21 protein-coding genes, 1 tRNA gene and 1 pseudogene are annotated in these 25983 nt (G+C 40.4%); 8 read left to right on the top strand and 15 right to left on the bottom strand.

Translation table 11 applies throughout. From position 1 onward, the window contains the following. Window position 1: 1 nt before the first annotated feature. A complete protein-coding gene (locus B5D47_RS08270; protein ID WP_078931361.1) occupies window positions 2-769 on the bottom strand; it encodes an exodeoxyribonuclease III in 768 nt (255 codons plus the stop codon). A 297-nt stretch (window positions 770-1066) separates the two neighbouring features. On the opposite strand from B5D47_RS08270, the pseudogene B5D47_RS11935 reads away from it, so the two are divergent. Beyond that, window positions 1067-1282: pseudogene (locus B5D47_RS11935) on the top strand (hypothetical protein); the annotation flags it as partial. Continuing rightward, entirely contained in the window at window positions 1192-2082 is an 891-nt protein-coding gene (locus B5D47_RS08265; protein ID WP_407701153.1) for an NAD(P)/FAD-dependent oxidoreductase, read from the top strand. The pseudogene B5D47_RS11935 and the gene B5D47_RS08265, both read left to right, overlap by 91 nt. A gap of 85 nt (window positions 2083-2167) precedes the next feature. Here the strand turns inward: B5D47_RS08265 and B5D47_RS08260 are convergent. Continuing rightward, window positions 2168-2240 (bottom strand) — tRNA-Thr (locus tag B5D47_RS08260). 117 nt (window positions 2241-2357) lie between these two features. On the opposite strand from B5D47_RS08260, the gene B5D47_RS08255 reads away from it, so the two are divergent. Beyond that, window positions 2358-3758 (top strand): MATE family efflux transporter, encoded by a 1401-nt coding sequence (locus tag B5D47_RS08255; protein WP_078931360.1) that lies wholly within the window; start codon window positions 2358-2360, stop codon window positions 3756-3758. Between the two features lie 14 nt (window positions 3759-3772). Then, a complete protein-coding gene (locus B5D47_RS08250; RefSeq protein WP_078931359.1) occupies window positions 3773-5023 on the top strand; it encodes a deoxyguanosinetriphosphate triphosphohydrolase family protein in 1251 nt (416 codons plus the stop codon). Window positions 5024-5071: 48 nt separating this feature from the next. Here B5D47_RS08250 and B5D47_RS08245 read toward each other — a convergent pair whose 3' ends face one another. The 5 genes from B5D47_RS08245 to B5D47_RS08220 all read right to left on the bottom strand — a co-directional run bounded on the left by B5D47_RS08245 (window position 5072) and on the right by B5D47_RS08220 (window position 11974). Continuing rightward, window positions 5072-5995 (bottom strand): M15 family metallopeptidase, encoded by a 924-nt coding sequence (locus tag B5D47_RS08245; RefSeq protein WP_159443513.1) that lies wholly within the window; start codon window positions 5993-5995, stop codon window positions 5072-5074. Window positions 5996-6165: 170 nt separating this feature from the next. Then, on the bottom strand, window positions 6166-7797 hold the full coding sequence (gene groL / locus B5D47_RS08240; RefSeq protein WP_078931357.1) for a chaperonin GroEL: 1632 nt from the start codon (window positions 7795-7797) through the stop codon (window positions 6166-6168). Window positions 7798-8039: 242 nt separating this feature from the next. Beyond that, entirely contained in the window at window positions 8040-9557 is a 1518-nt protein-coding gene (locus B5D47_RS08230) for a SpoIIE family protein phosphatase (RefSeq protein WP_078931355.1), read from the bottom strand. Between the two features lie 26 nt (window positions 9558-9583). Beyond that, entirely contained in the window at window positions 9584-10246 is a 663-nt protein-coding gene (locus B5D47_RS08225) for an EAL domain-containing protein (protein ID WP_078931354.1), read from the bottom strand. 288 nt (window positions 10247-10534) lie between these two features. After that, complete coding sequence (locus B5D47_RS08220) at window positions 10535-11974, bottom strand: anthranilate synthase component I family protein (protein WP_078931353.1); 1440 nt, start codon at window positions 11972-11974, stop codon at window positions 10535-10537. Between the two features lie 167 nt (window positions 11975-12141). Here B5D47_RS08220 and pepT point away from each other — a divergent pair, with 167 nt between their 5' ends. Both pepT and murA read left to right on the top strand, forming a co-directional pair. Next, window positions 12142-13308, top strand: a complete 1167-nt coding sequence (pepT, locus tag B5D47_RS08215) for a peptidase T (RefSeq protein WP_078931352.1) — start codon at window positions 12142-12144, stop codon at window positions 13306-13308. 41 nt (window positions 13309-13349) lie between these two features. Next, on the top strand, window positions 13350-14633 hold the full coding sequence (murA, locus tag B5D47_RS08210) for a UDP-N-acetylglucosamine 1-carboxyvinyltransferase (protein WP_078931351.1): 1284 nt from the start codon (window positions 13350-13352) through the stop codon (window positions 14631-14633). A gap of 132 nt (window positions 14634-14765) precedes the next feature. Here murA and B5D47_RS08205 read toward each other — a convergent pair whose 3' ends face one another. The 4 genes from B5D47_RS08205 to B5D47_RS08185 form a co-directional block, all read right to left on the bottom strand. Then, entirely contained in the window at window positions 14766-16589 is a 1824-nt protein-coding gene (locus B5D47_RS08205) for a hypothetical protein (protein ID WP_078931350.1), read from the bottom strand. After that, a complete protein-coding gene (locus B5D47_RS08200; RefSeq protein WP_078931349.1) occupies window positions 16586-17587 on the bottom strand; it encodes a hypothetical protein in 1002 nt (333 codons plus the stop codon). Before B5D47_RS08200 ends, B5D47_RS08205 begins: the two co-directional genes overlap by 4 nt. Before the next feature lie 572 nt (window positions 17588-18159). Further along, the gene (locus B5D47_RS08190; RefSeq protein ID WP_078931347.1) at window positions 18160-18708 is read right to left on the bottom strand and encodes an STAS domain-containing protein; all 549 of its coding nucleotides are present in this window, start codon (window positions 18706-18708) and stop codon (window positions 18160-18162) included. A gap of 219 nt (window positions 18709-18927) precedes the next feature. Then, window positions 18928-19686 (bottom strand): SDR family NAD(P)-dependent oxidoreductase, encoded by a 759-nt coding sequence (locus B5D47_RS08185; RefSeq protein WP_078931346.1) that lies wholly within the window; start codon window positions 19684-19686, stop codon window positions 18928-18930. A gap of 114 nt (window positions 19687-19800) precedes the next feature. Between B5D47_RS08185 and B5D47_RS08180 the strand changes: the two genes are divergently transcribed. Continuing rightward, a complete protein-coding gene (locus B5D47_RS08180) occupies window positions 19801-20550 on the top strand; it encodes an RNA methyltransferase (RefSeq protein WP_078931345.1) in 750 nt (249 codons plus the stop codon). Here B5D47_RS08180 and B5D47_RS08175 read toward each other — a convergent pair. The 4 genes from B5D47_RS08175 to B5D47_RS08160 all read right to left on the bottom strand — a co-directional run bounded on the left by B5D47_RS08175 (window position 20498) and on the right by B5D47_RS08160 (window position 24698). Beyond that, window positions 20498-21493 carry a sigma 54-interacting transcriptional regulator gene (locus tag B5D47_RS08175; protein ID WP_159443512.1) on the bottom strand — a complete coding sequence of 332 codons (996 nt, stop codon included), beginning with the start codon at window positions 21491-21493 and terminating at the stop codon, window positions 20498-20500. The genes B5D47_RS08180 and B5D47_RS08175 overlap by 53 nt on opposite strands. Before the next feature lie 132 nt (window positions 21494-21625). Further along, window positions 21626-22399 carry a WecB/TagA/CpsF family glycosyltransferase gene (locus B5D47_RS08170; RefSeq protein WP_078931343.1) on the bottom strand — a complete coding sequence of 258 codons (774 nt, stop codon included), beginning with the start codon at window positions 22397-22399 and terminating at the stop codon, window positions 21626-21628. Then, window positions 22384-23193 (bottom strand): RsmE family RNA methyltransferase, encoded by an 810-nt coding sequence (locus B5D47_RS08165; protein WP_078931342.1) that lies wholly within the window; start codon window positions 23191-23193, stop codon window positions 22384-22386. Before B5D47_RS08165 ends, B5D47_RS08170 begins: the two co-directional genes overlap by 16 nt. Beyond that, window positions 23190-24698 (bottom strand): S41 family peptidase, encoded by a 1509-nt coding sequence (locus tag B5D47_RS08160; RefSeq protein WP_078931341.1) that lies wholly within the window; start codon window positions 24696-24698, stop codon window positions 23190-23192. The genes B5D47_RS08165 and B5D47_RS08160 overlap by 4 nt, the downstream gene beginning before the upstream one ends. A gap of 132 nt (window positions 24699-24830) precedes the next feature. On the opposite strand from B5D47_RS08160, the gene B5D47_RS08155 reads away from it, so the two are divergent. Then, the gene (locus B5D47_RS08155; RefSeq protein ID WP_078931340.1) at window positions 24831-25970 is read left to right on the top strand and encodes a P-loop NTPase; all 1140 of its coding nucleotides are present in this window, start codon (window positions 24831-24833) and stop codon (window positions 25968-25970) included. Window positions 25971-25983: the final 13 nt, after the last annotated feature.

The following is a 25983-nucleotide window of genomic DNA, read 5'->3' as shown; positions in this document are numbered from 1 at the left end:
TTTAAATTTCGCAGTCGCAGACCAGTTCGACAGGACAATGGTCGGAACCAAAAATTTCGGTATGAATTGCAGAACTTTTCATCTGAGCTTTTAGGGAATTGCTCACCAAAAAGTAGTCGATACGCCAGCCTGCATTTTTTTCGCGTGCATGAAAACGATACGACCACCAGCTGTAAACATTCGCTGTATCAGGATAAAAAAATCTGAACGAATCGGTAAAGCCGGACTCAAGAAGCTGTGTCATTTTTGAGCGCTCTTCGTCGGTAAAACCGGCATTGTGCCGATTGGAAGCCGGATTTTTTATATCGATTTCTTTGTGGGCAACATTCAGGTCGCCGCAGACAATTACACCTTTTTTTTGGGAAAGATTTAAAAGATAATTTTTAAAATCATCTTCCCAGCGCATGCGATAATCAAGGCGTTTTAATTCGGTTTGAGAATTTGGAGTGTAAACCGTCACAAGAAAAAAATTCTTGTATTCAAGAGTGATTACGCGGCCTTCGGTGTCGTGCTCAGGAATTCCAATTCCGTAAAAAACCGAAACCGGCTCGTATTTTGTAAAAATTGCCGTTCCAGAATAGCCTTTTTTTTGAGCATAGTTCCAATATTGAAAATATCCCGGCAAATCCATTTGAATCTGCCCTTCCTGAAGCTTAGTTTCCTGCAGACAAAAAAAATCTGCATCCAAAGAATTAAAATCCTCGTAAAAATTTTTGCCGGTAACAGCACGAAGTCCGTTAACGTTCCAAGAAATAAATTTTAAATTCATACAAAAATTATATAATAATTTTTACAGACGCAAAAGCACACGACAGGGTCTGCATGCTGGCGCATGCTGCGGGTTCTGCTTGCGCAAAACCCGTTTATTTTCGTGTGCGCATTTGCGCACGACCGGGTATGTAGCCCGGATGCTTGCATGCTGACGCATGCTGCGGCTTTTGCTTGCGCAAAACCCGTTTATTTTCGTGTGCGCTAAAAGCGCACGACCGGGCTTGTAGCCCGGATTGGAACCCCGGAGTTGCCGGAACGGCAATGAGCGCCTAGCGAAGGGTGGAAAGCCGTTTTTTTGCGGCAACTGTACGATTATGGCCGGAAAACTTTTCTTTTTAAGAAAAATGCGCTCCAAATTCTTTTTAAGTTTTTAAAATATGCTAAAATTAAACTATGGTTGAAAACAAAAAAATTTTTGATTTGGCGGTTATTGGCGGCGGACCTGCGGGAATTTCTGCGGCGATTTATGCCCGCCGTGGCAATTTTGAAGTTTTGGTTTTGCACAACGGTGGCGGTTCGTTGGAAAAGGCGCACAAAATTGAAAATTATTACGGTTTTAAGGACGGAATTTCCGGGGCGGAACTTTACAATGAAGGTCTTTTGCAGGCGGAAAATCTTGGAATTGCCGTAAAAAAACTGGAAATTACGCATTTTGAGGTAAATTCTGACGGAAATTTTGAAATTTTGGCCGGCGAACAGAAATTTGAGGCAAAATCTTTGGTTCTTGCCACTGGAAACAAAAAACTTCGTCCAAAAATCAAAGGCTTGCAGGATTTTGAAGGAAAAGGCGTAAGTTTTTGCGCTGTCTGCGACGCTTTCTTTTACAGAAAGAAAAATGTTGTAATCATTGGAAACGGAAAATTCGCGTTGAGCGAGGCCGATGTGCTTGCCAATGTCGCTTCTTCCGTAAAAATTCTTACAAACGGCGAAAATTGCGATGAATTAAAAAAATTGAACACAAAATATTCTATTGATGAACGGAAAATCGAAGAAATCAAGGGCGACGAAAATTCTGGACTTGTAAACTCGCTTGTTTTTTTTGACGGAGAAATTTTAAGCACCGACGGAATTTTTATTGCGCTCGGAGAAGCCGGGGCCGCAGACTTTGCAAAAAAAGCAGGCATTTTTTTGGACGGCGACAAAATAAAAACTGACGAAAAAATGCAGACTAATTTTCCGGGGATTTTTGCCTGCGGAGATTGCACTGGCGGACTTTTGCAAGTAAGCAAAGCGGTTTTTGAAGGGGCATTGGCCGGTTTGAGCGCGATCGCGTTTTTAAGGAATAAAGCAGGAAATTATCCAAAAAGCTGATAAAATTTTTTATACCGATTAGATGCAACAAACAGTTTTGCAATTTTTTACAAATCGTTGCAATGAAAGGATTTAAAACAAATAAAGCCAACTCCCGGACTTGAACCGAGTACCTGCTCGTTACGAGGGAGCTGCTCTACCAGGTGAGCTAAGTTGGCGTATTTAAATATGTTAGCAAAATTTTTTTGGAAAATCAACTGTCTGTTTATTGAGCTTTATTGACGCTAACTGTTTATTGCTTGATTTTATTTTTTGATTTTGGGAAAATCTTTTTTATGACTTCCCGCTCATTTAACACTGTTGAACTTATGCTTTCCCGGCCAGTTGGGTCGCTCATTATAAAAAACGCAATTCCAACTATTATTACGATGATGGTAAGCGCCATTTACAATACGGCAGACACTTTTTTTGTAAGTCAGCTTGGTACAAGCGCTTCTGGTGCTGTCGGTGTAATTTTTTCGCTTATGACGATGATTCAGGCCGGTGGCTTTATGATTGGAATGGGGGCAGGTTCTATTACAAGCCGTGCGCTTGGCTCTGGAAACCGCCAAAAAGCGCAAACTTTTGTTTCTACGGCAATTGTCTGCGTTTTTAGCCTCGGACTTATTTTTTCGATTTTAGGAACAATTTTTAACAAGCCTCTGGTTAGACTTCTTGGCGCAACTGACACAATTTTTCCTTTTGCGCTTGATTACGCGCGTTTTATAATTTTTGGCTGCCCTTTTATGATGAGCGCATTTGCAATGAACAATCTTTTGCGTTTTCAGGGCAAGGCCGCTTTTTCGATGATTGGAATGGTTACTGGCGGAATTTTGAATATGCTTTTAGATCCGCTTTTTATTTTTGTCTTTAAAATGGGAATTTCTGGAGCGGCGATTGCAACTTTAATAAGCCAGATTACAAGTTTTTTTATCCTGCTTTCTATGTTTTTCTTTAATCCGCAAGTTGTAAAATTCAATATAAAGTCGGTTGCAAAAAAATTTTCTGTTTATTTTGACATTGTTACGACTGGACTTCCAAGCCTTTTTCGGCAGGGCACAACTTCTATTTCTACTATCTTTATGAATATCGGCGCGGCAAAATACGGCGCCCTTATGTCCGGTTTTGCGCTGACCGCAGCTCAGACGGCAGATGCCGCGGTTGCAGGAATGTCTATCAGCAACAGAATTTGCCAGCTTTTAATGGCGGTTGCAATCGGACTTGGACAAGGTTTTCAGCCTGTATGCGGAATAAATCTCGGCGCAAAAAAATATGACCGCGTTAAACAGGCTGTTGCTTTTTTGGTAAAAGGAACTTCGCTCGCAATGGCAGTTCTTGGAACTGTCGTTTTTATCTTTGCCCCGCAAGTTGCACATTCGTTTCGTGACGATGAAGCCGTTATAAAAGTCGCTTCAATTGCTCTCAGACTGAGTTGCTGCGTTCTTGCATTCCATTCAATTATTTTTGGTTCAACAATGCTTTTACAAACTGCAGGCGAAAAACTTTCTGCAACAGTGCTTTCGTCACTCAGACAGGGAATTGTTTTTGTTCCGATGATTTTATGTCTGCCTTACGCCGTTCAGTTTTTTGGATTTGAACCAATTGCTGGAATTATGCTCACTCCGGCTTTGAGCGATTTGCTTTCTGCATTCATCACTTTGCCGTTTTTAATAAAATATCTTAAAAAATTAAAATGAGTTATAATCGGATTATGAAAAATTCATTTGAAAAAGTTGCGGCAAATTCTCTAAATCATAAATGGCAGGATGCGGTAAAGCGGGAAATTCCAATTTACGACCGGGGAAATTCAATTCGTTCTGATTTTGACAGAGATTACACAAGACTTTTGCACTGTCAGGCTTTTAGCCGGTTAAAACACAAAACTCAGGTCTTTTATTCTCCGCACAACGACCACGTATGCACACGAATGGAACACGTTCTTCACGTAGCCTCAGTTTCTGACACAATCGCAAAATATCTTGGGCTCAACACCGAATTAACCCAGGCGATTGCAACAGGGCACGACCTGGGACACGCGCCTTTTGGCCATACCGGTGAAGAAATTTTAAACAGCCTTATGGAACAGAGACCGGGCGCAAACGCTCCTAAAAAATTCTGGCACGAAAGGAATTCACTTTTTTTTGCAGATTATATCGAAACTCTTCCAGACCCAGACGGTTTTGAGCGTACATTGAATTTAACTTATGCTGTCCGCGACGGAATTGTCTGCCACTGCGGCGAAATTGACCAGCAGGGATTAAAGCCTCGCGAAGAAAATATTCCTCTTTACGACATAAAAGTTCCGGGTTTTGTACAGCCATTCACCTGGGAAGGCTGCATTGTAAAACTCAGCGACAAAATTGCATTTTTGGGAAGAGATTTGCAGGACGCACGGCGCTACCATATTCTCGACATGGGCTGTTACCGTCAATTGCGCGAAATTGTAGGCAGCACTCTCGGTTTTTCAAGCTCTGGAAAAGCAATAAACACAACCGTCTTAATCAACGATATGATCGTAGACCTCTGCAAAAATTCAAGTCCGGAAAAAGGCCTTTGCTTTAGCGAACCATATTTTAAGTTTATAAGCGAATTAAAAAAATTCAGTTTTCAAAAAATTTACAGCCATTGGCGACTGCTTGAATTTAAAAATTATGCGCAAAATGTTTTGGGAACGATTTACAGAACCTTGATGGGCACACAAAGTTTTGCAAAAAATGGCAGAATTCCATCTTCCATGCGCTATTTTAAGAATCTGAGCTCAACTTTCGAAGACTGGCTAATCCGGTATTCAAATTACATTCCTCAGGACGCTCCTGACAGAAAAAAAACACTCCGCTACGAAACGCCGGTCGTCTTTGATGTAAACGAATACGAAAATTACCAAAAATGCGTAATTGAATATATTTCTGGAATGACGGACAATTTTGCAATCGCCTGCTACGACGAAATCATCAATTTTTAAAAAACTCAGTCAAAAAAGTCCGAACGGTGCGAAGAAAAAAACGAAATTTTACATTCCTGTTAAAATTTCCGGGTGATATTCAAAGTGCATATTGTCAAAAATTATCCAGTTTCCGCCCCAAATAAATCCTTCATCTTCAAAAATATCGATTACTTTTTGAGGCGGCATCCAGCGCTTTTCGAGCGGAGTGAGCATCCAGTTTTTCGGATCTTTGTCGCGAGTCCAGCTCCAAAAAATTGCCTTTCCGTAGAGCCTTTTCGGAATCAAATCGACGGCAATTCCATACGAATGAAAAGATTTTCTTCCGCCAGTACCTTCAATTACGCGCCAGTTGTAGGCATCTGCCGATTTTAAATTTTTTACAAATCCGTCAATTTCCGGGTCGTCGTCTGCAAGTTTTAAAATCCGTTTTTCAACATTTAAAAGAGGAGTTTTTATCCGTTCATGAATTTTTGTCGGTTTTCCCAAAAAAGTTGAATAAGCTATGTGATCTTCAATTATCACCTTGGATTTTGCAGCATACAAAAAATCAAAAAAGAACATCGGCGTGCCCTGAGAAGTTTGCCTGTTTTTGCTTGAAGAAAAATTTCGCACTTCCTCGATTTCTTCCGCATTCATTTCTTTCGGATCTTTTAATTTTGAATATTGATAAATAAGTTTCCAATATTCATTTTTGTTTTCAAGCTCATCTTCCGGCAAAAGCCTGCCTTCCGCCCACCACAATTCTGTCTGTTTTTTTTCTTCTTTGCCTGGAAAAATCGGAGCAGAAATTTTTACAAGCCAGTCATTTTTTTCTTCGTCGTAAAAGCTTTCAAAAAAAACGTCAGGATAAGATTTTCTAAAAATTTCAAGTTGAACAGGTTCGTCCGGAAGTTTTTTTTCTTCTGCCAAACCGCTTATTTTTTCGGCAAAAATCGAATTCAGTTCATTTTGTTTTTTTACATTTTTAATTGCAAAAAAAGTCCCTGTCAAAAAAAATAAAACTGCTAAAAAAATGAAAAATTTTGCTGTAAACCTTGTATGTCTGAAATTCATCTGCCTAGAAAATATTCTATACCAAAATTCTTCAGTTTTAAACAAAAAAGCACAAAAAAAGACCTTGCTAATGATTTTCTCAAAAGCAAGGCCTTGACTAGTCTTTTCTAGTAATCCATTCCCATTCCAGGATTTGGAGCGGCAACTGGAGCCGGTGGTTCTGGAATATCAGTGATTGCACATTCTGTTGTCAAAAGCATGCCTGCAACCGAAGCAGCGTTCTGCAATGCTGAACGGGTAACTTTTGCAGGGTCAATGATTCCGTCTTCCATAAGGTCAACCCATTTTCCTGTGCGAGCGTTGTAACCAACACCTTTTTTCTCGTTCTTTGCTTTTTCTGCAACAACTGCACCGTCAACACCTGCATTTTCTGCAATCTGGCGGATTGGTTCCTCGAGGGCACGGCGTACAATCTTAAATCCAACTTTTTCGTCATCAGAAAGACCAGCAGAAGCCTCTTCTGTAAGAGCAGCGGCAGCTTCAAGCAAGGCAACTCCACCACCAGGAACAATTCCTTCTTCCAAAGCGGCGCGGGTAGCAGCCAATGTGTCTTCTACGCGGAATTTCTTTTCTTTCATTTCTGTTTCTGTGATTGCACCAATATTGATTACAGCAACACCACCAGAAAGTTTTGCAAGACGTTCCTTGAGTTTTTCTTTGTCGTAGTCAGAAGTAGATTTTTCAATCTGAGCCTTGATTTCTGCAACGCGGTCAGAAATTGCCTTTTTGTCGCCTGCACCATCAACCAAAGTTGTATTGTCTTTGTCGATTTTTACAGATTTTACCTGACCAAGCTGGCTAATATCAGTCTGCTCAAGTTTAAGTCCGAGTTCTTCAGAAATTACAGTACCGCCAGTCAAAATAGCAATATCCTGAAGTATTTCCTTTCTTCTGTCGCCAAATCCAGGAGCCTTAACAGCAACGCATTTGAGAGTTCCGCGGATTGAGTTCAAAACCAAAGTTGCAAGAGCTTCGCCGTCCATGTCTTCGCAGATAATTACGAGAGGTTTTCCAGTCTGAGCAACTTTTTCGAGCAATGGAAGAAGATCTTTCATTGTAGAAATTTTCTTGTCGTGAATCAAAACATAAGCATCGCTGTAGTTGATTTCCATTCTTTCGCGGTCTGTTACAAAGTAAGAAGAAATATAACCGCGGTCAAACTGCATACCTTCAACAGTCTTAACAGTTGTGTCCATGTTTTTAGACTCTTCAACTGTGATTACGCCGTCTTTTCCAACCTTTTCGATTGCATCGGCAAGAATTTTACCGATTTCAGGGTCGTTGTTTGCAGAAACTGTAGCAACGTGAGTAATATCTTCAGAACCTTTAACTGCGCGGCTGTTCTTTTTGATTTCTTCAACAGCAACAGCAACAGCCTTGTCAATTCCGCGTTTTACTTCAATTGGAGTAATTCCAGCAGCAACAGATTTCAAGCCTTCCTTAACAATTGCATAAGCCAAAACCGTAGCAGTAGTAGTACCGTCGCCGGCAACATCGTTTGTCTTAGAAGCAACTTCTTTAACAAGCTGAGCTCCCATGTTTTCAAAAGGATCTTTTAATTCAACTTCTTTAGCAACACTTACACCGTCTTTTGTAATAGTTGGTGCGCCAAATTTCTTGTCCAGCATAACAAGACGTCCACAAGGACCAAGTGTAACTTTTACAGCACTTGCAATCTGCTCAACACCAGAAAGCATCTTTTTGCGTGCATCTTCATTGAAAATCAACTGTTTTGCCATTTTCTATTTATCTCCTATAAAATTATTTGACAATGAATTTTATGTTTATTTATAGATAAAAATACAAAAACAAAGCAAAAACGGCAAGAAAATTCGAAAAAAGGGCTGAATAAATTTCAGGGCGTCTCCGCCTTCGGCGGCCGGGTCTTCCGCAGTTCCGGCTATCGCCTCCATTGCCTTACGGCAACGGCTTCGCCGCTGCTCCACCCCCTGACGCACGCCAGCCACAGCAGCAGACAAAACTACAGCCCCTTATACCTGAGAACAATCACCGTAAGGTCATCCTTCCAGGGCACACCTTCCGTAAAAGACTCAAAGGCATCCATTAAATCTTCCAGCACCTTTTTAGCAGTTTTTCCCTCAGAGTTACCGTTTTTCTGACAAGCCCGGTCAAAGACCTTTCCAAGGATTCTGCCATCCATTTCAAACCCCATAAGATTCCGGCTTTCCACCAGACAGTCCGTATAAAGCAGAAGATAAGTTCCTTTTTCAAGTTTTTCTTCCACCGTCTTCCACTCTTCCGGCAGACCTTCAATTCCTATAAAAGTACCCCTAAAGCCTTTTTTATCTTCACCCAGGGCCGCAGTTTTTTTACCAGGTCTTTTTATAAAAACATCGGGATGCCCCGCATTCACGTATTCAAGGGCAGAACCACAAACCCGCAAAAAAACACCAGTCAGATAGTTTTCCACCATCCCCTTTGCCTCCGTCAGGAAGCGGTTAAAAGCCTTAAGCATTGCGTTCAGTTTTTTATCAGAATACATCCGGAAAATTTGGGAAGCCAGATACTTAGACAAAATTCCTACCAGGCCGGAAGCAACCCCGTGGCCAGAAACATCAAAAAGCGAACAGCCGGAAAACCCTCCGTTTCTGTCCGCATAAAAATCGTACACATCCCCCGAAACGCTGGACATAGGCTTAAAGAAAAAAGCCGCCTCCCAATCCTTTGACTGCGGCGCCGCCGACTTATAAAAACTCTTCTGCACCAGTTCCGCCATCTTCATATCCCGAGCCTGAACCTGCTGCTGCTTCAAAAGAATTTTATTTTTCAGCATAAGGTCTTTCGTCTTTTCGGCAACTTCTACGTTTACAAGGGTGTCCAGAAGATTTTTTACAGTAACAATCCCGCGATACTTTCCTTTGGACAGGACAACCACCGGCGAATATATGTTTTCCGAATCCCTTTCCATAGCCTCCTGAGAAACTTTTATCAAAGATTCATTTTCGTCAGCAAAAAGAAAGTCCTTTTTCATAAGGCTACCAATAGTCTTTCGGGAATAAAGGTTAAACCCATACCTGGAACTAAAAAGCCCTAAAAATTTTGAGCGGGTAATGGTTCCCAAAACCCGGTTCTCCCCATCAACCACAACCGCCAGAAGACAGTTTACATTGCTCTGGAAAAGTTCCAGCACCTCTGGCACCGGAGTTTCAGCAAAAAAGGTAATTCCCTCAACACAAAAATCCCCGATTTTAGTCCTGCAGTCCTTCAAAAAAGGAGAAAGGGCACTATTTTTTTTGACGCCCTCCTTCTCCAGACTTACATCCTGTTCCTCAGAGCCGCCACCGCCGGCTTTTCCAGCTTTTCCAGCATTTTTTTTCGCATCAACACCACCAGACTTTTTAGACTTCTGCTCCCCTTCAACATTTTCGCTGTAACGGAAAGAAGCCACCGTGGCAAAAGATTTTTTTCCGGCTTTTTCAAAAACCTTCTCCCCTTTCCCGATAAAAAATCCCTGGGCAAAGTCCACCCCCCAGTTCAAGAAGGGCCTTCAGCTCATCTTCGTCCTCAACCCCCACAGCAACCCGTCTTTGTTCCTATACTCCGGCAGAAATCGACAAAATTTTTTGCCATAGAAAATTTCAGACTATCGTTTTGAATGTTTTTAACGGCAAGACGATCCAGCTTTACAAACTCGGGATTTAGACGGTAGACATTTTTCATACCAAAGTCTCTCATATTGTCCACAGCCACAGACAAACCCGCTTCCTTAAAAAAATCCGAACATTCCTTTATTTGAAAATCCAGTTCCTCAGAAAAATCCCTTTCAGAAAACTCAATGATAACGTTCCGGCAGTCGATGCCATATTTCTGAAAAGCCTTAACAAAATAGTCTTTTTGAAAATCCCGGTCAAAAAGAGAAGCAGCACAAAGGTTTATAAAAAGTTTTTTCCGCAGCCCCAGAGCCCGGGCAGTCTTAACAGCACTCTTAAAGCACAGTTTGTCCAGCCCCCACACATCTTTTTCCGCCTTTTTCTGGGCAAAGATATTTTCGGGAGAGAAAAAGGAATTATCTTCAAAACCTTCTCCAGCGTCAAAACGAACAAAACACTCATACCCAAAAACCGAAGCATCTTTCAAAGAAATAACCGGCTGAAAAACCGTATAAAGATTCTTTGACGTCAAAAAATCATCAAGCCTAAAAAGCGGCCCAAGTTTAAGTTTATCCATGCCCCCGATGTTACAAAAACAAAGTAAAAAAAAGGTTTTTCCCAGGTTAAAACACCGTTAATAACAATCTCCCAGAATTTTCCCCAGTATCCCATTTTTTACAGGGCGTCTCCGCCAGTGGCGGCCGGGTCTTCCGCAGTTCCGGCTTCTGCCTCCATTGCCTTAGGGCAACGCTTCCGCGCTGCTCCACCCCCTGACGCATCAATCTGGCTGACAAAAAAAAACAAACTTCGACCCTAAACCGGCAAATTTCCCCCGACACAGTTTTAAAAATATCAGAGGTTTACTTTACTTTGTCAAAGTGTCAATCAAAGCCCCAAGTTTTTCCTGAGTTTCGGTAAATTCACGTTCTGGAGTCGAATCGTAAACAATTCCGCCACCGGCCTGCAAACTAAAAATTCCGTCTTTGCACAAACAAGAGCGGATTGTAATGCAAAAATCCAAATCTCCGTTATTCTGGATATATCCGACCGCCCCGGCATAAAACCGCCTTTTAATTTTTTCCAAACGGCTCAAAATCTGCATTGCGCTTATTTTTGGCGCTCCGCTCACAGTTCCGGCCGGAAAAGACGCCCTCAAAACCTGAATCGGCTTTACGCCTTCGCGCACAAAACCTTCCGTATTTGAAACAAGATGAATTACATGGCTGTAACGCTCACATTCCATATATTGAGGAACTGTCACGCTTCCACTTTTGCAGACTCGTCCCAAATCGTTTCTTGCAAGGTCAACAAGCATAAGGTGCTCGGCGCGTTCTTTTGGATTTTCGCGTAGAGTTTTGCTCAATTCTTCGTCTTCGGCCTCGTTTTTTCCGCGATGAATCGTTCCCGCAATCGGATGAATTGACGCTTTTCCTTCACGTACGCGCACCAAACTTTCCGGAGAAGCTCCTGTCAACTGAAAATTTCCAAAATCAAGATAAAACATATAAGGCGAAGGATTTACTTTTCTGAGTTTTCCATAAACCTGCAAAGCCGTCGCCTTGCATTCAATCTGGACACGGCGGCTCGGAACCGCCTGAATTATATCTCCGTCAACAATGTGCTTTTTAAGTTCTTCAACTTTTTGAATATATTCGCGCTTAGACTGCTCAATATCTGTCAAAATTTTGTATTCAAATTTCCCAATTTCGTTTTCAACATAAGAAAAATCCATGTCGTTTATTCTTTTGACCATTTTTTCAACAGCCGCTTCTATATCGATTTTGTGCTCTTTGTAGTTAAAACCGAAAATGTGCATTGTTTCGGTAAAGTGATCAAAAACAATGTAAATATGTCCGGCAATAAAAAGGCTTTCAGGAACTCCAAGCTCATCTTCCTGCTCAAAAAAACGAATGTTGTCGCATCTTCTTGCAAATTCATAACTTAAATATCCCATTCCAGAAGCTGGAACCGGAATATCAGAAGAATTTTCAAAATTTTTGTGCTGCCGGGCAACATACAAAAGAGCGTCCAGAATATCAGCTGGCTTTTTACGGCCAAGAGCGTCAAGAGAATCCTCCACAGGAACAAAAGGCACACGGGAGCCGTCAATTAAAAAAGCAACTCCATCATCGTCCTGAACAATTTTAAAGGCTTCTTCAGCCATCAAAATCGAGTAACGTTCACGCCCTTTTGCAAAACTTGCCGATTCCAAAATGCCAACCGCCCCGATTTTGCGGGCCAACGAATAAGGCGTATAGCGTTCACTAGAAATACATTTATAAACCGAATCAAAAATATCTGCCATAAAAAAACTCCAGTCATTGTTTCTATTAAAAGAAACAATATATCAACATTCTGTTTCTGTCAATAGAAACAGGTAAAAAACAGCAACTTTCAAATACATTGTAAAGAGTTTTAAAACGCTTTAACGTTCCTCTGTTTTATTTTTCGTTTTTTGCTTATAATGCTTTTATGGCTTTTATTTCTGACGGGCAAAAAAATGCTCTTCTTGAACGGTTTTTACGGTATGTTCAGATTTGGACAACCAGCGACAGTTCCCGTGCCGATTCGGGTTTTCAGCCTTCGACCGAAAGACAGTTTGACTTAGCTAGGCTTCTAAAAGAGGAACTTGAACAACTCGGTCTTTCCGACGTTCAAATTACAGAAAAATGCTACGTTTACGGTCGGTTGCAGGCTTCGGACGGAGCAAATGTTTCAGATTCATTTTGTCTTCTTGCGCACATGGACACTGTAGAAGAATGTTCAGGTCAAAATGTAAAACCTGTTCTTACACAAAAAGACGGCGACACGATAATTTCGACGGACGGCTCAACACTTTTGGGCGCTGACGACAAAGCAGGAATTGCCGAAATTATGCAGACACTTGCTTTTTTTAAGGAAAATCCGCAAATAAAACACGGCGAAATAGAAATTTGCTTTAGCCCAGACGAAGAAACTGGACATGGAATGGACAACGTTCCTCTCAACCTAATAAAATCAAAACAAGCTTACACTGTAGACGGCGGAAATTTGGGCGAACTCGAAACCGAATGTTTTAACGCCTGCAAAAGCGAAATTAAATTTACAGGAATTTCAACTCATACAGGAAGCGCGCGCGGCAAAATGGTAAATGCGACGGTTATGGCGGCAAATTTTATTGCTTCACTTCCACGACACGAAGCTCCAGAAACAACCTGTGGTTTTGAAGGATTTTTTGCGCCAATGGAAATTTCCGGTACAATCGAAAAAGCAGAAGTTACTGTTTTTTTAAGGGATTTTTCCACAGAAGGAATGGAAAACCGAAAAGCTTTAATCGAAAAACTTGCACAGACAACGGCCCTGATTTTTGGCGGAAAAACAGAAGTAAAACACACTTTTCAGTATGCAAACATGAAAAACGGACTTGAAAATTCTCCTCAAACCGTGCAAAAACTTGTAAACGCATACAAATCTGCCGGAATTGAGCCGATTTTTCCGCCAATCCGCGGAGGAACAGACGGTTCACAGCTTACAGAAATGGGAATTCCAACGCCAAATATTTTTACTGGCGGCCACGATTTTCATTCTCGCTCAGAATGGGCAAGTTTGAACGAAATGAGCAAGGCTTTGGAAGTCCTTATAAATTTGTGCTCAATTTAAGCCGAAACAAAATATGAAAAAATAACACTTTGGAGAACAAAATGTTTGAATACAAAATCGAAGGCGGAATTCCAATCCGCGGAACCGTAAAAGCAAGCGGAAACAAAAATTCTGCTTTGCCGTGCATTGCGTCTTCTCTTTTGACAGACGAAACTGTAATTTTGCGAAATATTCCCGACATTGAAGATACTTCGGTAATGATTTCAATATTGCAATCGCTCGGAGCAAGTGTCGAAAAAATTGAACATCACACCTGGAAAATCGAAGCAAAAAAAATCGAAAAAACTGATATTCCAAGTGAATTGAGCAAAAAAATCCGTGCTTCAATCCTTTTTGCAGGTCCGCTCGTTGCAAGAGCTGGAAAAGCTGTCATGCCACCTCCAGGAGGCGATGTAATCGGCCGCAGGCGTCTGGACACTCACTTTCTCGCTCTTCAGGAACTTGGCGCACGAATAACAGTTGACGGTCCATTTACTTTTACAGCAAACAAGCTCGTTGGAGCAGATTTATTTCTTGACGAAACTTCCGTTACGGCAACAGAAAACGCAGTTATGGCGGCTGTTCTTGCAGAAGGAAGAACAAAAATCACAAATGCGGCCTCAGAACCGCACGTGCAGGATTTATGCAACATGCTCGTTGCAATGGGAGCAAAAATCTCAGGAATCGGCTCGAATATCCTTGTAATCGACGGCGTAAAAAAACTCCACGGAGTTGATTTTTCAATCGGACCGGATTTTATGGAAATCGGTTCGTATATCGGACTTGCCGCGGCAACAAAAGGCTCAATTACAATTACAGGAGTCCGCGCAGAAGACATGAGACCTTTGCGCGTTGCATTTGGCAAGCTTGGAATAACATGGACAATCGAAGGCGACACTTTGACAGTCGCAGTCGGTCAGGAAATGAAGGTGAATACTGACTTGGGAGGAATGATTCCAAAAATTGATGACAGTCCTTGGCCGGGATTTCCGCCTGATTTAACTTCGATTATGACAGTTGTTGCAACCCAGGTTGAAGGAACTGTTTTGATTTTTGAAAAAATGTTTGAAAGCAGAATGTTCTTTGTTGATAAACTTATAAGCATGGGCGCAAGAATTACACTCTGCGATCCACACCGCGCAGTTGTTTCCGGCCCAAGCACCTTGCACGGAGATAACCTTGTTTCGCCGGATGTGCGCGCGGGAATGGCAATGGTAATTGCAGCAATGGCCGCACATGGCGAATCGACAATTTCAAATATTTATCAGATTGAACGAGGATATGAACATCTTGTAGAAAAATTGCAAAGTCTTGGCGCACACATAAAACGTGTGGAAATCAGCTAAAACTGCAAAAATTAAAGCTACAAAAAACAACTTACGCCAGATGCGCAGGGCGTAAGTTGCAAATTTATTTGCAATGGAGCGGACAGCGGAACCCGAAGCAGCTGGTTAGAGCGCAAATTGCCGTCCAAAATTTTAATTCGTTTTTCTAGTCACAAAATAAAATACTGCAAAAAAGAAAACCACAATCCAAAATCCGAGGGCCACTAAAAGAGAGGCCGTTCCGGCGACACTCACGAGCATAAAATTAAAAAGCTCGGCGATTGACAAAATAATTTGAATAAACGCGTCGCATGCCAGGGTGCAAAATGGAATTATAAAAACCCAGACAAATTTAAAAACCTGCTCTTTGTGAATTCTAAAATTCCAGGCCAGTCCTGCAAAGAAAATTAAAATCGTCATCATTATGAGCGGATAAGTGATTCGTTTTATTAAAAATGCGCCGGAAATTTCGTTGGAAAAACCAAAATTCTGCGCTTTTCCGGCAGTTTTTAAAAGCGTGTCCAACGGCATTGTCCTTAATCCGGCGCTCTGCTCGCAAGCCGTAAAAAAATCTTCCACCGACATGGCAAGCACTGTCGAAATCGGCTGCGTTTTTTGGTCGGGATGCAGAGAATCTGAAAATTCGTATTTTGGAAGAATTATTTTTTCGCGTCCGTTTCTGTCCAGACTTTTTAACAAAATATACGGAACCCGTTTTACTTTTTGAGGCAGGTCAAGCTGAGCACGCAAATTTTCGTCAAAAGAGCTGACTGCAACCGAAAGCATTTTTGCGTAAGGAACGCTGAATGACTTTATAAAACTTCCGTTTTTAGCAAAGGTTGTCACCGTCAGACCGCGCAAATACTGCACCATTCCGCCGTTGTCATAAACCGGTGTAATTCCCTGAATGTAAACAACATCTGTCTGTCCGTCCGAATGTTTTACCGTAAAATAAACATTCAGGAAATTTTCAAAAGTTCTAAGGCTGTCGGTTTCGTCGATAAAAAAGCACTGTTTTTCCATACGGTTGCGCGCAATCGTCAAAAATTCCGTCACATCCGGATCAGAAGCCCATTCGACATCCTGCTTTGAAATTTCCACAAACTGGTAATAAGCTTCAATATTATTGCCCTCGGAGAGCGCCTTATACGCAGAACGCTTTTTTGCAAACAGGATCTGGTCCCGCGTCTTTTCTGAAGGAGAAACAGACTGCAAAACGTTCCATGCCTGGCTTGCAAGCCTGCGCGCTTCTTTTATGTTTATGTCTTTTTCTGAACCAGTGGTTGTGGCAAGCTGGGCAAAATAATGAGATTCAAACCATTTGCCTTTTTCTGCCGCCATTTTTGATTTATTGATGAGGGAAGTTACCGTTTCGCCAGAAATTTCATCAAAAATATGAAGTTCTCCGCCTGTTTTTACTTTTTCTGTTTCTGGAGAAATTTTCTTTATTGCTTTTAATACCGCTTCCGACTTGTCGATCAAATTTTTTCCTTCCGAACTTGCCGGCCGAATTTTTAGAATCTGACTTCCGTAACGGTGAGCCAAAACATAATTTTCGGCAGCAAGAGATTCGTTTCCAAGCTGAATATATTCTGTCAAAAGCCGTTCAGAATTTTCAGCATAGTCTTTTTTTCGCTGGACAATCGGAGATGCAATTTCTGCAACTCCGCTCATAACGGCAACTAGAATCAGCGACAAAACCATAGTTCTTTTAAAATCTTTTACAATAACCGGACTAAAGCGCATCTGTGCTTTTTCGGAATCAATTCCAAAATAAATCGAAAGAGCAACCAAAAAGCCGGAACTTAAAACCGCAGGCAAAAATCTAAAAAAACACAAAAATCCGCGGCAAAAAATATAAGTCCGCCGGTATTCCTCGAGAACTACGGGAACGCTTCCAATAAAAGAAGAAATTCCAAGGCAAAGCGCAAAAACCAAAAAAGCATAAGAAAAAATTATTGCAGCGGATTTTCTCATTGTTTAGCCTCTTTTTTGTTTTTATATTTGAATATGAATAAAAGAATTCCAGAAACCAGAATGAAGGCAAATAAAAAAAGATTTATCGCGACAAGAAGAGGTTCTGAATTTTCAAAAATTTTTTGAATAAAATTCATTTTTTCGCCAGGTTCGACTGCAAGCAAATGTTCATTCCATGAAATCCGCAGATTTTTAAAAATAAATCCTTTATAAAAAGAATAATTCACAAGACAGACAACGCCAGCGACAAACATTACGCTTAGCGCATTTATAAGCCGCCAGCCGCTCGTATATTGAAACGAAATTACCGAACAAAGCGCAAGAACAAAACTCAAAAACGAAATCCAGCTCAGCCAGCCACTATTCCAGGCAGAACGTGCATTTTCTATCAAAGTTGAATAAACCTGCAAAGGCACGAGCAAAACCAGAGGAAGCTTTACGACGTCGCGAATCAAAGTGTCTGAATATTTTCCGTCATAAAGTTCTTCCACAGAAGAATCAAAAAATCTGACGATAGAGCCTGCTTCTCCAGTAATTCCGCTCAAATCAATAAAAAGACCGTTTGATTTTCCATTTTCTTCAACCCGGGAAAAATAAAAAACGCCTCCTGCCTCCGGCCTGAAAAAACCAGACGACAAAAGTTTTTTTTGATTATTTTCTGTTTTTTTGTCTTCGTAAGATTTTTGAAGGTTAAAGCAAACTGGCACCAGACAAAACCAGGTAAGCGCGCACAAAAAAATATAGGCGCCAAGACGAAAAAAATGATTTTCCCGATGGCGGATTCCATAAAAAATTGTAAATCCGAGAACAACACTTACAGTCAGCGGAAAAGCGACAAAAAGACCGCGGACAAAAAAGTCCCAGTTAAAAAAATTCAATTTTTCGCCTGCAACCAAAAGTGTCAAATCGCAGCAAAGCATATAAATTCCTGCGGCAACAATCAATCCCAAAAATGTTGCAACAAGATAATAAATAATCATATTAAAAGCGGTCTTCATCAGCTTTTATAAACCTCATACTCACAAGTTATCCACAAGTTGTGCACACAAACTTTCGTTAGTTATTAAATTTTCGGCAAAACGAACAAACGTTATTAAAAAAAAATAACCGGTTTTAAGATTTTACCCATTTCGTTAATTTCATACAATACAACAAAATAACAAAACAGGCATTCAATTCGGCAAAAAACCGTTCACAAGTTCTGTCCTTTTTCATTCTAAATTTTTAACTATACGCACGTTTCTAAACATTTTATCCACAAGTTATGCACAAGTATCCACAACTTATACACAATCTTCCGCACAAAACCACAGTTTATCCACAAGTATTTCAAAAACGTATTTATTTACAAAACTCCTCCAATAATTTCTGTCAATAATTTCCACAAGCAAACTTCTGCCGAGTTTTATTTTGCCAGTTTTTTTTATTTTGGGCATAAAAAAATCCGCCTGCACTTTTCATGCCAGCGGATTTAATTTTCAAACAAAGTTTTACGCGCCACTTCTTTTGCTCACCTTCAAAAAGCACAAGAGCCGGCACAAAATTCCATGCAATTTTTTTATAAAAATTTTTATCCCAAAAAAACTGCGCCCTGCTGGTCAATTGCAAGAATCGACTTACATTCAGAACAGCGGAACCGTCCACTTCTTGTCGCCTTAAGGCGTTTTGAACAAACAGGACAGCTAAAAATCTTCGGAAAAACGCTTTCTTCAACCTGAGTTCCGTTTTTGAAAAAGTTGACAGCATCTCCCATCGAATCTTTAATATTAAAAAACTGGCTAAAGCCCAAAAGCTGGAAAACTTCGTAAACCTTCGGCTGAATTTCGAGAAGAACAACATCTCCGCCCTTCGGTTTTACCATTTTTAAAAACGCAGTAAAAGAACCAATTCCAGTCGAAGAAACATAATTCAGAGAAGCGCAGTTAAAAATAAGATTTACATAACCTGCTTCGACAACCCTTGCAATTCTTTTCTGAAAAAAGCTCGAATTGTAAGTGTCAATGTATCCAATCAAATATATTGTCAGGCAGTTTTCAACCTCTGGTACTTTTTCAAGATTTATTCTGAGACTGTCATCTTTTTCGTCATTAAATCCAGGAACAATATTGTTGTTACTCATAAAACCCCTGCTAACATTCGATATTGTTAAATTATAAGACAAAAATCGCTATTATGTCAAATTTATCAAATTCCAGAAAATCAAAAAAATACAGCACATCCACCGCCCGCAACCTGCTTTTCGCAGTTTTATCCGGCAAAGCCGGACGCTTCGCGCTGCTACAATCAGGGCTATATTTTCGGTTCACGTGAATTTTTATTTTTGCGCGTAAAAGTCACTTCATTTTCCGGCGTTCAAAGGACTCCATCCACGGTCAACTTTCAGCAAGACTCCGTTCAGATCGTCATTTTTTAGCAAAAACTCCGCCTTGCTGGCAATCGATTCCCTTTCAATCAATTTTTTTCCGGGCATTTTGTTTTTGCCTTCCTCAAGAATTTTTTCGCTCTGATATTCAGTTTCGGTAAAGCCCGGCAAAATCGCATTGCAGGTAATTCCGTCGTCCGAAAATCCGCAGGCAACCGACTGCACAAGAACGCCAAGTCCAGTCTTTGCGCCGGCATAAGCGGCATTTGTCAAAAACTCCGAACGAAAATTTGTTCCTGTTCCGCCAAAAAGCAAAATTCTTCCAAAGTGATTCTTTTTCATTCCCGAAAGAACCGCACTCACGCAAATTCCAGGAAGGGCATAATCTAAAAGCGAAATTTTCTGCCACTCAGAAAAACTCATTTTATCTAAACTTTTTTGCAAAAAAGGTCCGTAGCAGACGCACAAAATGTCTGTTTTTTGGATTTCATTTATAAGTCCGGAATTTTGCAGATTTTCAAAAGGTTCACGCTCAAAATCAAACGGCACAATTTTTATTTCCGGCTTATTTTCAAATTCACTTTTTAGCTTTTGTCTTGCTTTTTCAAGTTTTTGCAAATTTCGTCCATGAATTATTAAATTCGCTCCGTTCTTAAAAAGCATTCTGGAAATTTCAAAACCAATTCCACCGCTTCCGCCAACAACAAGTGCGGTTTTTCCTTCAAAATTTTTCATGCAAAAAATTATACAGCAATTTTTTTAACTAATCAAAAAATCAAAATTAAATGACAGCCTTTTGCAAAAACGCTAAAATGTCTTTACAAGTTTTTCATCTGGAGCAAACCACAAATGAACCTTAACAAAATTGCAATCGTCCTTGTAAATCCCGAAGAAAGCCGCAACGTTGGAGCGGTTTGCCGCGCAATGGCAAACAATGCGCTCTCTGACCTGCGAATTGTCGGCTTAAGAGAAAATTTTGACGACGAGCATGTAAGGCGGCTTGCAATTCACGCGGCAGACATTTGGGAAAACGCAAAATTTTTTAATTCGATTACAGAAGCCACAAAAGACTGCGCGCTTTCCGCAGGCACAACACGCCGGCGAGGAAAAAAACGCAAAGACAAACTCTTGCTCCCGGAAGAATTTGCAAAACTCGCCTCGGATGTTTCAGGAACAGAAAAAAGCAAAGGACAGACTGTCGCGGCAGTTTTTGGAAATGAACGCACAGGTCTTTCCGACGAAGAACTTTCAGAATGTACAATCGGAGTTACGATTCCTTCTTCGCCAGGCTTTGCTTCCCTAAATCTTTCGCATGCAGTTCAAATTATTGCATATCACTTTTTTAGGACTCAGACAAAAATAAGTCCGGGCTATGTTCCTGTAAACCTCGAGCGTCTGGACAAAACTGTAAACACGATTTCAGAAAGCCTCAAAAAAACAGGTTTTTTCAAGGTTGCCGGAAGAGAAGACATGGAAAATTTTTGGCGGGGAATTCTTTCAAGAGCGTCTCTGAGCGAAGGCGAAGCTTCCTATATTGAAAAAACCTTTACCAAAATTGCAGGTCTTGCTCAAAAAAATGAATCAGCTCAGGACCAATAACATTTTTATTGCAGTTTCTGACCGCTTTTGCCAGACAATTTTCAAGTTCGCGAATATTTCCAGGCCAGTCGTAATCTTGAAGTTTTAAAAGTGCGGTTTTGGAAATCGAAAAATCCAGTCCGCGCTTTTTAAAATATTCAGTAGAAAGTTCAGAAATGTCTTCTTTTCTTTTTCTTAACGGCGGAATTTCAATTTCGACTGCGCTTATCCTAAAAAACAAGTCTTTCCTAAAACCGCCATTTTTTATTTTGTTCCGCAAGTCCTGGTTCGTTGCAAAAATAAATCTTACATCGACTTTCCGGCTTTCATCGCTTCCGATTTTTCGGATTAAACCGTCCTGAACGGCAAGCAAAAGTTTTGGCTGAAGATGCAGCGGAAAATCGCCAATTTCATCAAAAAAAATCGAGCTTCCATCCGCCCTGCCAATCAAACCTTCGCGCTCACAGTTTGCGCCAGTAAAAGCTCCGGTTTTTACGCCAAAAAGTTCACTTTCGACAAGATTTTCGGAAATCGCCGAAATATTTTCTGTTATAAGTTTTTTGCCTTTTTTTCCGGCAGGGCTCATTTCGTGCAGAATTTTTGCAGCAAGCGACTTTCCAGTTCCACTTTCGCCAGTAAAAAGAACGCAGTCCTTGAGCCTTGCCGCTTGTTCAATCTGAAGACGTAATTTTTTTACGCTCGGCGAAGAACCTGCCAAGTTAAAAGAGACATTTTTTTTGCAAAAAGAATTTTCTTCGTCATCAGTTTCAAAATCAATCATTTTTAAAAGGTGCGGAAACCCAAACGGAAGATGAATTACATATTTTGGAATATCAGAACTGTGCTGAATCTTTGTCGTCAAAAAGAAAATTTTGTGTCCGTTGTATTTTGTTATTTCGTCAAAAAGCTCATCGCCCTTAAAAAGCTCATAATCGCACAAAAAAATACAGTTCGCAAAATGCAAAAGGCAATTTTTAAAAGATTTTTCTGAATTTAAAACTTCAAAACAACAGAAACCAGAAAACACATTTGCGCACATCGAAACAAATGCTGGATTTTGCGAGAAAAAAAAGATTTTGCCTTCCAAAAAAAACTCTCAGGAATTCTTTTTAAAAAGTCTGTACCAGAATACTAAAATTATATAACGCAAATACGGAAAAATGAGAAAAATTTTCAAAGGATTTTTAAAAATTTCCGCCCAAATTTCAAGTCCACGATCAAAAGTCTTTTCGCTCACTCTTTTTACGCGGTCAGAAAAAATTCCAATGCAATCTTTGTAATACAAAAAAATGCTCGAAGCAAAATTGTTCCGCCGATTATAAGCCCACAATTTTTTTTCTTTTATTCCATCGCTCACAATTACGAGGGAAGGCGACGCTTTGTAGATTGCCTGAACCACATCTTTTTCAATATCCTTTGAATAATAACCGACATAACGGCCGACAATCTGAAGGTTTGGCAAGGTTGAACGCAAATTTGACTCTGCCTTTTGAAGAGCCTTTTTTCGGCCTCCGAGCAAAAACAGCGATTTGTAGTGATATTCCATAACCGACAAAATCGCAATTACTGCGGAAAAAGGATTGTATCTTACGGGAACTGTTTTTTTTAAGAATTTTGCGCCCCAGATAATACTTTTAGAAACCGGCAAAATTAAATCGGCAGAATGTAAATATTTGCTAAAATTCTTTTTCTTTTTTCTGCCCTTTAACAAATCCCAGACAGAAAGAAAGACTATCTGTTTTGTGCCGGGTTTTGCGAGAATTTCAAGAATAACTTCGTCCATGTCGCCAGGATTGCAGACATCGACCGGAACGCCAAGCAAATTTATTCTTTTAAGTTTTGAATTTTCGTTTCTTAATTCTTCTGCCATATTTTTCTTCCCGTTACCGCATTCTGCACGCAGGCAATGCCATAAAGCGCTGCAGTTTCGCATCTTAAAATATTTGTTTCAAAGTGAACTGGAACAATTCCATTTTTAGAAAGGATTTCTATTTCTTCGGGACTTATTCCGCCTTCCGCCCCGCAAAAAACCGCGCAATTTTTTATTTTTTCAGAATCCGGGATAGCTTCGTAAAGATTTTTTGTTTTTTCGCTTCGTTCGTACAAAACGCAGGCAAAACCGTCTTTTGAATTTTCTCCGGCAATTTTTTTCCAGAAAGCGCAGGCTTCATCCAGCGTCAAGGTTTCTGCAATTTCGGTCGAAACCGGACTTCCGCTCTGCTGACGAGCTTCTTTTACAATCCGCTCATAACGTGAATTACGGAAATTCTTTTCTGCTCCGCCATTTTGCGTAAATTTCCCAGTCACAGGAATTATCTTTAAAACTCCACATTCTGCCGCCTGCCTTACAATCAAATCCATTTTTGAACTTTTTGCAATAAACTGAAAAAGATACAAATTTGTTTCCGGGCAATATTCGCTCTGACTTTCGCCTTCTTCTTTTAAAACTTCCAAAACAGAATCGCAAACTTGCAAAGTTACCGCGCGCCTGTTTTCATCAATTTTTGCAACCGTCGTGCCAGAAAGTTTTCCGTCTGGCAAACGGACATAAAGCATATCGCCGACAGAAAGCCTGAGAACTTGTTTTAAATAACGAAAATCTTTTCCGTTAATTTCGATGAGTCCTTTTTTGTCTGGATTTACTGTCGAAACAAACTGCCTCATTTTTTTTCGGCAGACAGCGATTCGTCTTTCAAAGCCGCCTCTTCCTGCAATTCTTTAAGAGTTTTTGTATTTTTTACAAGTTCTTCAAATTCAGCCTTGGTTCCGCTCAAAATATCGAGGGCCGCAACAAGCTGAACGTCCCAATCCAAATCGTAAAGCATTGTGCCTTTTGTGCGGGTTACTTCGTTTCTTACGAGTTTTCTGAGTGTCGGTAAATCGATTGCAGTGTATTTTTCGTGCAATTTTTCTGCAAAATCTGCAATCTGCTTTTCCGTCATATTTTTATTCTGTTCAACGACTTTTTCAATTTCGTCGCTTTTCATCAATTCGGTATACTGCTTTTCGCCATCTTCTGTAAAATCCGGGAATAAAACTTCTCTGTCCGGCGGAATTCCGATTTTGTCGATATTAGTATCGCTCGGAGTGTAATAACGCGCCATTGTAATTTTTATGCCGTCTGTCGAAGAAAGTGGAAGCACCTGCTGAACAGAACCTTTTCCGTAAGTGCGCTGGCCAACAAGGTAAGCCAGATGATTGTCTTTTAACGCGCCAGAAAGAATTTCAGAAGCAGAAGCCGAACCTTTGTTGATCAAAACTATAATAGGAATATCTTTTTTAAAAGTCGTTTTGCGTGGGCTTGCCGTAAAAACAGAATTTTCAAAGGCAAGACGGCTTTTTGTCGAAACAATCGGCCCTTTATCAATAAATTTATCCGCAACATCAACAACAGACGTTATAAGTCCGCCAGGATTGTTGCGCAAATCAATTATCAAAGCAGAAATTTTTTCTTTTTTAAACGAATCCAAAGCCTGCTGAACGCGCTCTGCTGTCTGCGGTGTAAATTCAATAATTCTTACATAACCTACAGTTCCGGCTTTTTCAACTTCCTTTATTGTTCCAAATTTTACCGTCGGAACTTCAATCATCTCTCTTTTTAATGTCACCGGAAATTCAATATTTTGTCCACGGCGAATCACAAGGTCGACTTTTTCTCCGACAGGACCGCGTAAAATATCCAAAACTTCGTCCATTGTTATTTTTGAAGTGTCAGTTCCGTTTGCAGAAATAATCAAATCTCCAGCCTGAATTCCAGCCTTAAATCCAGGTGTGTCTTCTACAGGCGAGGCAACTTCTACATAAGCCGGTTTTTCTGGAGTAGAAATAAATGCCTTGGAAATAGAAAGTCCAACTCCTCCAAATTTTCCTTTTGTAGTGTCATTTAAACTTCTAAAAGTCGAATTGTCCAGGTAGACGGTGTACGGATCGTTCAAGGCAGAAAGCATTCCTTTTAGAGCGCCCGTATATAGCGTTTCAGGGTCAACCTCATCAACATAATTTCTCTGAACAAAGTCAAAAACTCCGTTCATCATTTCCATATATTGCTGTGAACGTTTATTTATTTTCGATGTCGAATTTGAAGAAGATTCGGCAAAACACTGAGAAGCAAAGATTATTGCATAAAAATACAAAAAAACAACTTTTATGCCATGTTTAATTTTTTTCATAGCCTGTATTTTAGACTTCAATCTATTTTAAGGCAAGAGAAAGAATTAGGTTCCTTTTTTTTCGGAAAATTCATATTTTTTCTATAGAAAGAACCTCTGTATTTTCTGTTTTCACTATGCTAGAATAAAGCCATGCAAATCATTCCAATCGCAAGCGGAAAAGGAGGCGTAGGAAAAAGTCTTCTTTCTGCAAATCTCGCAATCGCACTCGGACAGGCCGGCAAAAAAGTAATTCTGGCAGACCTCGACTTAGGTGCATCGAACCTTCATCTTGTAATCGGCCAGTTTTCTGCAAAAAAAGGAATCGGCACTTTCATTACAGGCGAAAACAAATTTGAAGACATAATCCAGCCGACAGAATACGAAAATGTTTCTTTTATCGCAGGAGACTCTGAAATTCCGGGCCTGAGCACCTTAAAAAGCGCCCAGAAAAATTCAATTATCCGGAATTTCCGCAATTTAAACTGCGACTACCTTATAATCGACCTTGGAGCCGGAACCCACCTTACAATCCTCGATTTATTTCTTCTTTCTCCACAGGGAATCGTAGTTACGGCGCCAACAGTCACGGCAACCCTCAACGGCTATCTTTTTTTAAAAAACGCAGTTTTCCGGCTCATGGCAAGTTCATTCAAAAAAAACAGCCCGGCCGCAAAATATCTTGAAAAACTCAAAAACGACTCATCTTCCCTCCAGAGGCTTTACATTCCAAAAATGATTGAAGCGCTGCGCGAGATTGATCCGGAAAATGCGGCAGTTTTTGAAAACCGCATGAGACAATTCCATCCGCGCCTTGTCATGAATATGATTGACGAACCAAAAGATGCCGACAAAGCCCTGAAAATTCGCCGTTCATGCCAGCAATATCTCGGAATCGACGTAGAATCTCTTGGAGTAATGTACCGCGACACCTTGCAGGACAAAGCGCTTTCATCAAGATTGCCGGTCATAAACTACAAACCAAATGCGGTAATCAGTCAGGCAATTTACAGAATTGCAGAAAAAATTCTTCAGAGCGAAACATTTCAATTTGATGATTTTTCAACGGACGTTCTCGACTCAACATACGAACTTGCAAACGAAGAGGCAAATGACGACTATTCTCAAAAAATGTCCTATGTCGAAGACTTGGTTGGCACAGGAGCGCTGAGCATGGGAGAACTTGCAGAAACTATAAAAACCCAGCAGTATGAATTAAATCAACTCAGAAACGAAAACCTGCTTTTAAAATCAAAACTTGTAAAGGCGGCTTCTCAGGGATTTAAGATTTAAAATAAAAATACGC

The organism is Treponema berlinense (assembly GCF_900167025.1).
Lineage (GTDB): Bacteria > Spirochaetota > Spirochaetia > Treponematales > Treponemataceae > Treponema_D > Treponema_D berlinense.
The sequence above is the reverse complement of the archived record's forward strand: the minus strand, read 5'-3'. Positions and strand labels throughout refer to the sequence as shown.

Coding starts and splice junctions, on each gene's coding strand:
- B5D47_RS08225 (WP_078931354.1), bottom strand. CDS start 10,246: ATGGATAAACTTAAACTTGGGCCGCTTTTTAGGCTTGATGATTTTTTG.
- B5D47_RS08160 (WP_078931341.1), bottom strand. CDS start 24,698: ATGAAAAAAATTAAACATGGCATAAAAGTTGTTTTTTTGTATTTTTAT.
- B5D47_RS08180 (WP_078931345.1), top strand. CDS start 19,801: ATGAACCTTAACAAAATTGCAATCGTCCTTGTAAATCCCGAAGAAAGC.
- B5D47_RS08185 (WP_078931346.1), bottom strand. CDS start 19,686: ATGAAAAATTTTGAAGGAAAAACCGCACTTGTTGTTGGCGGAAGCGGT.
- B5D47_RS08255 (WP_078931360.1), top strand. CDS start 2,358: ATGACTTCCCGCTCATTTAACACTGTTGAACTTATGCTTTCCCGGCCA.
- pepT (WP_078931352.1), top strand. CDS start 12,142: ATGGCTTTTATTTCTGACGGGCAAAAAAATGCTCTTCTTGAACGGTTT.
- B5D47_RS08205 (WP_078931350.1), bottom strand. CDS start 16,589: ATGAGAAAATCCGCTGCAATAATTTTTTCTTATGCTTTTTTGGTTTTT.
- B5D47_RS08165 (WP_078931342.1), bottom strand. CDS start 23,193: ATGAGGCAGTTTGTTTCGACAGTAAATCCAGACAAAAAAGGACTCATC.
- murA (WP_078931351.1), top strand. CDS start 13,350: ATGTTTGAATACAAAATCGAAGGCGGAATTCCAATCCGCGGAACCGTA.
- B5D47_RS08270 (WP_078931361.1), bottom strand. CDS start 769: ATGAATTTAAAATTTATTTCTTGGAACGTTAACGGACTTCGTGCTGTT.
- B5D47_RS08200 (WP_078931349.1), bottom strand. CDS start 17,587: ATGAAGACCGCTTTTAATATGATTATTTATTATCTTGTTGCAACATTT.
- B5D47_RS08155 (WP_078931340.1), top strand. CDS start 24,831: ATGCAAATCATTCCAATCGCAAGCGGAAAAGGAGGCGTAGGAAAAAGT.
- B5D47_RS08250 (WP_078931359.1), top strand. CDS start 3,773: ATGAAAAATTCATTTGAAAAAGTTGCGGCAAATTCTCTAAATCATAAA.
- B5D47_RS08220 (WP_078931353.1), bottom strand. CDS start 11,974: ATGGCAGATATTTTTGATTCGGTTTATAAATGTATTTCTAGTGAACGC.
- B5D47_RS08170 (WP_078931343.1), bottom strand. CDS start 22,399: ATGGCAGAAGAATTAAGAAACGAAAATTCAAAACTTAAAAGAATAAAT.
- B5D47_RS08190 (WP_078931347.1), bottom strand. CDS start 18,708: ATGAGTAACAACAATATTGTTCCTGGATTTAATGACGAAAAAGATGAC.
- groL (WP_078931357.1), bottom strand. CDS start 7,797: ATGGCAAAACAGTTGATTTTCAATGAAGATGCACGCAAAAAGATGCTT.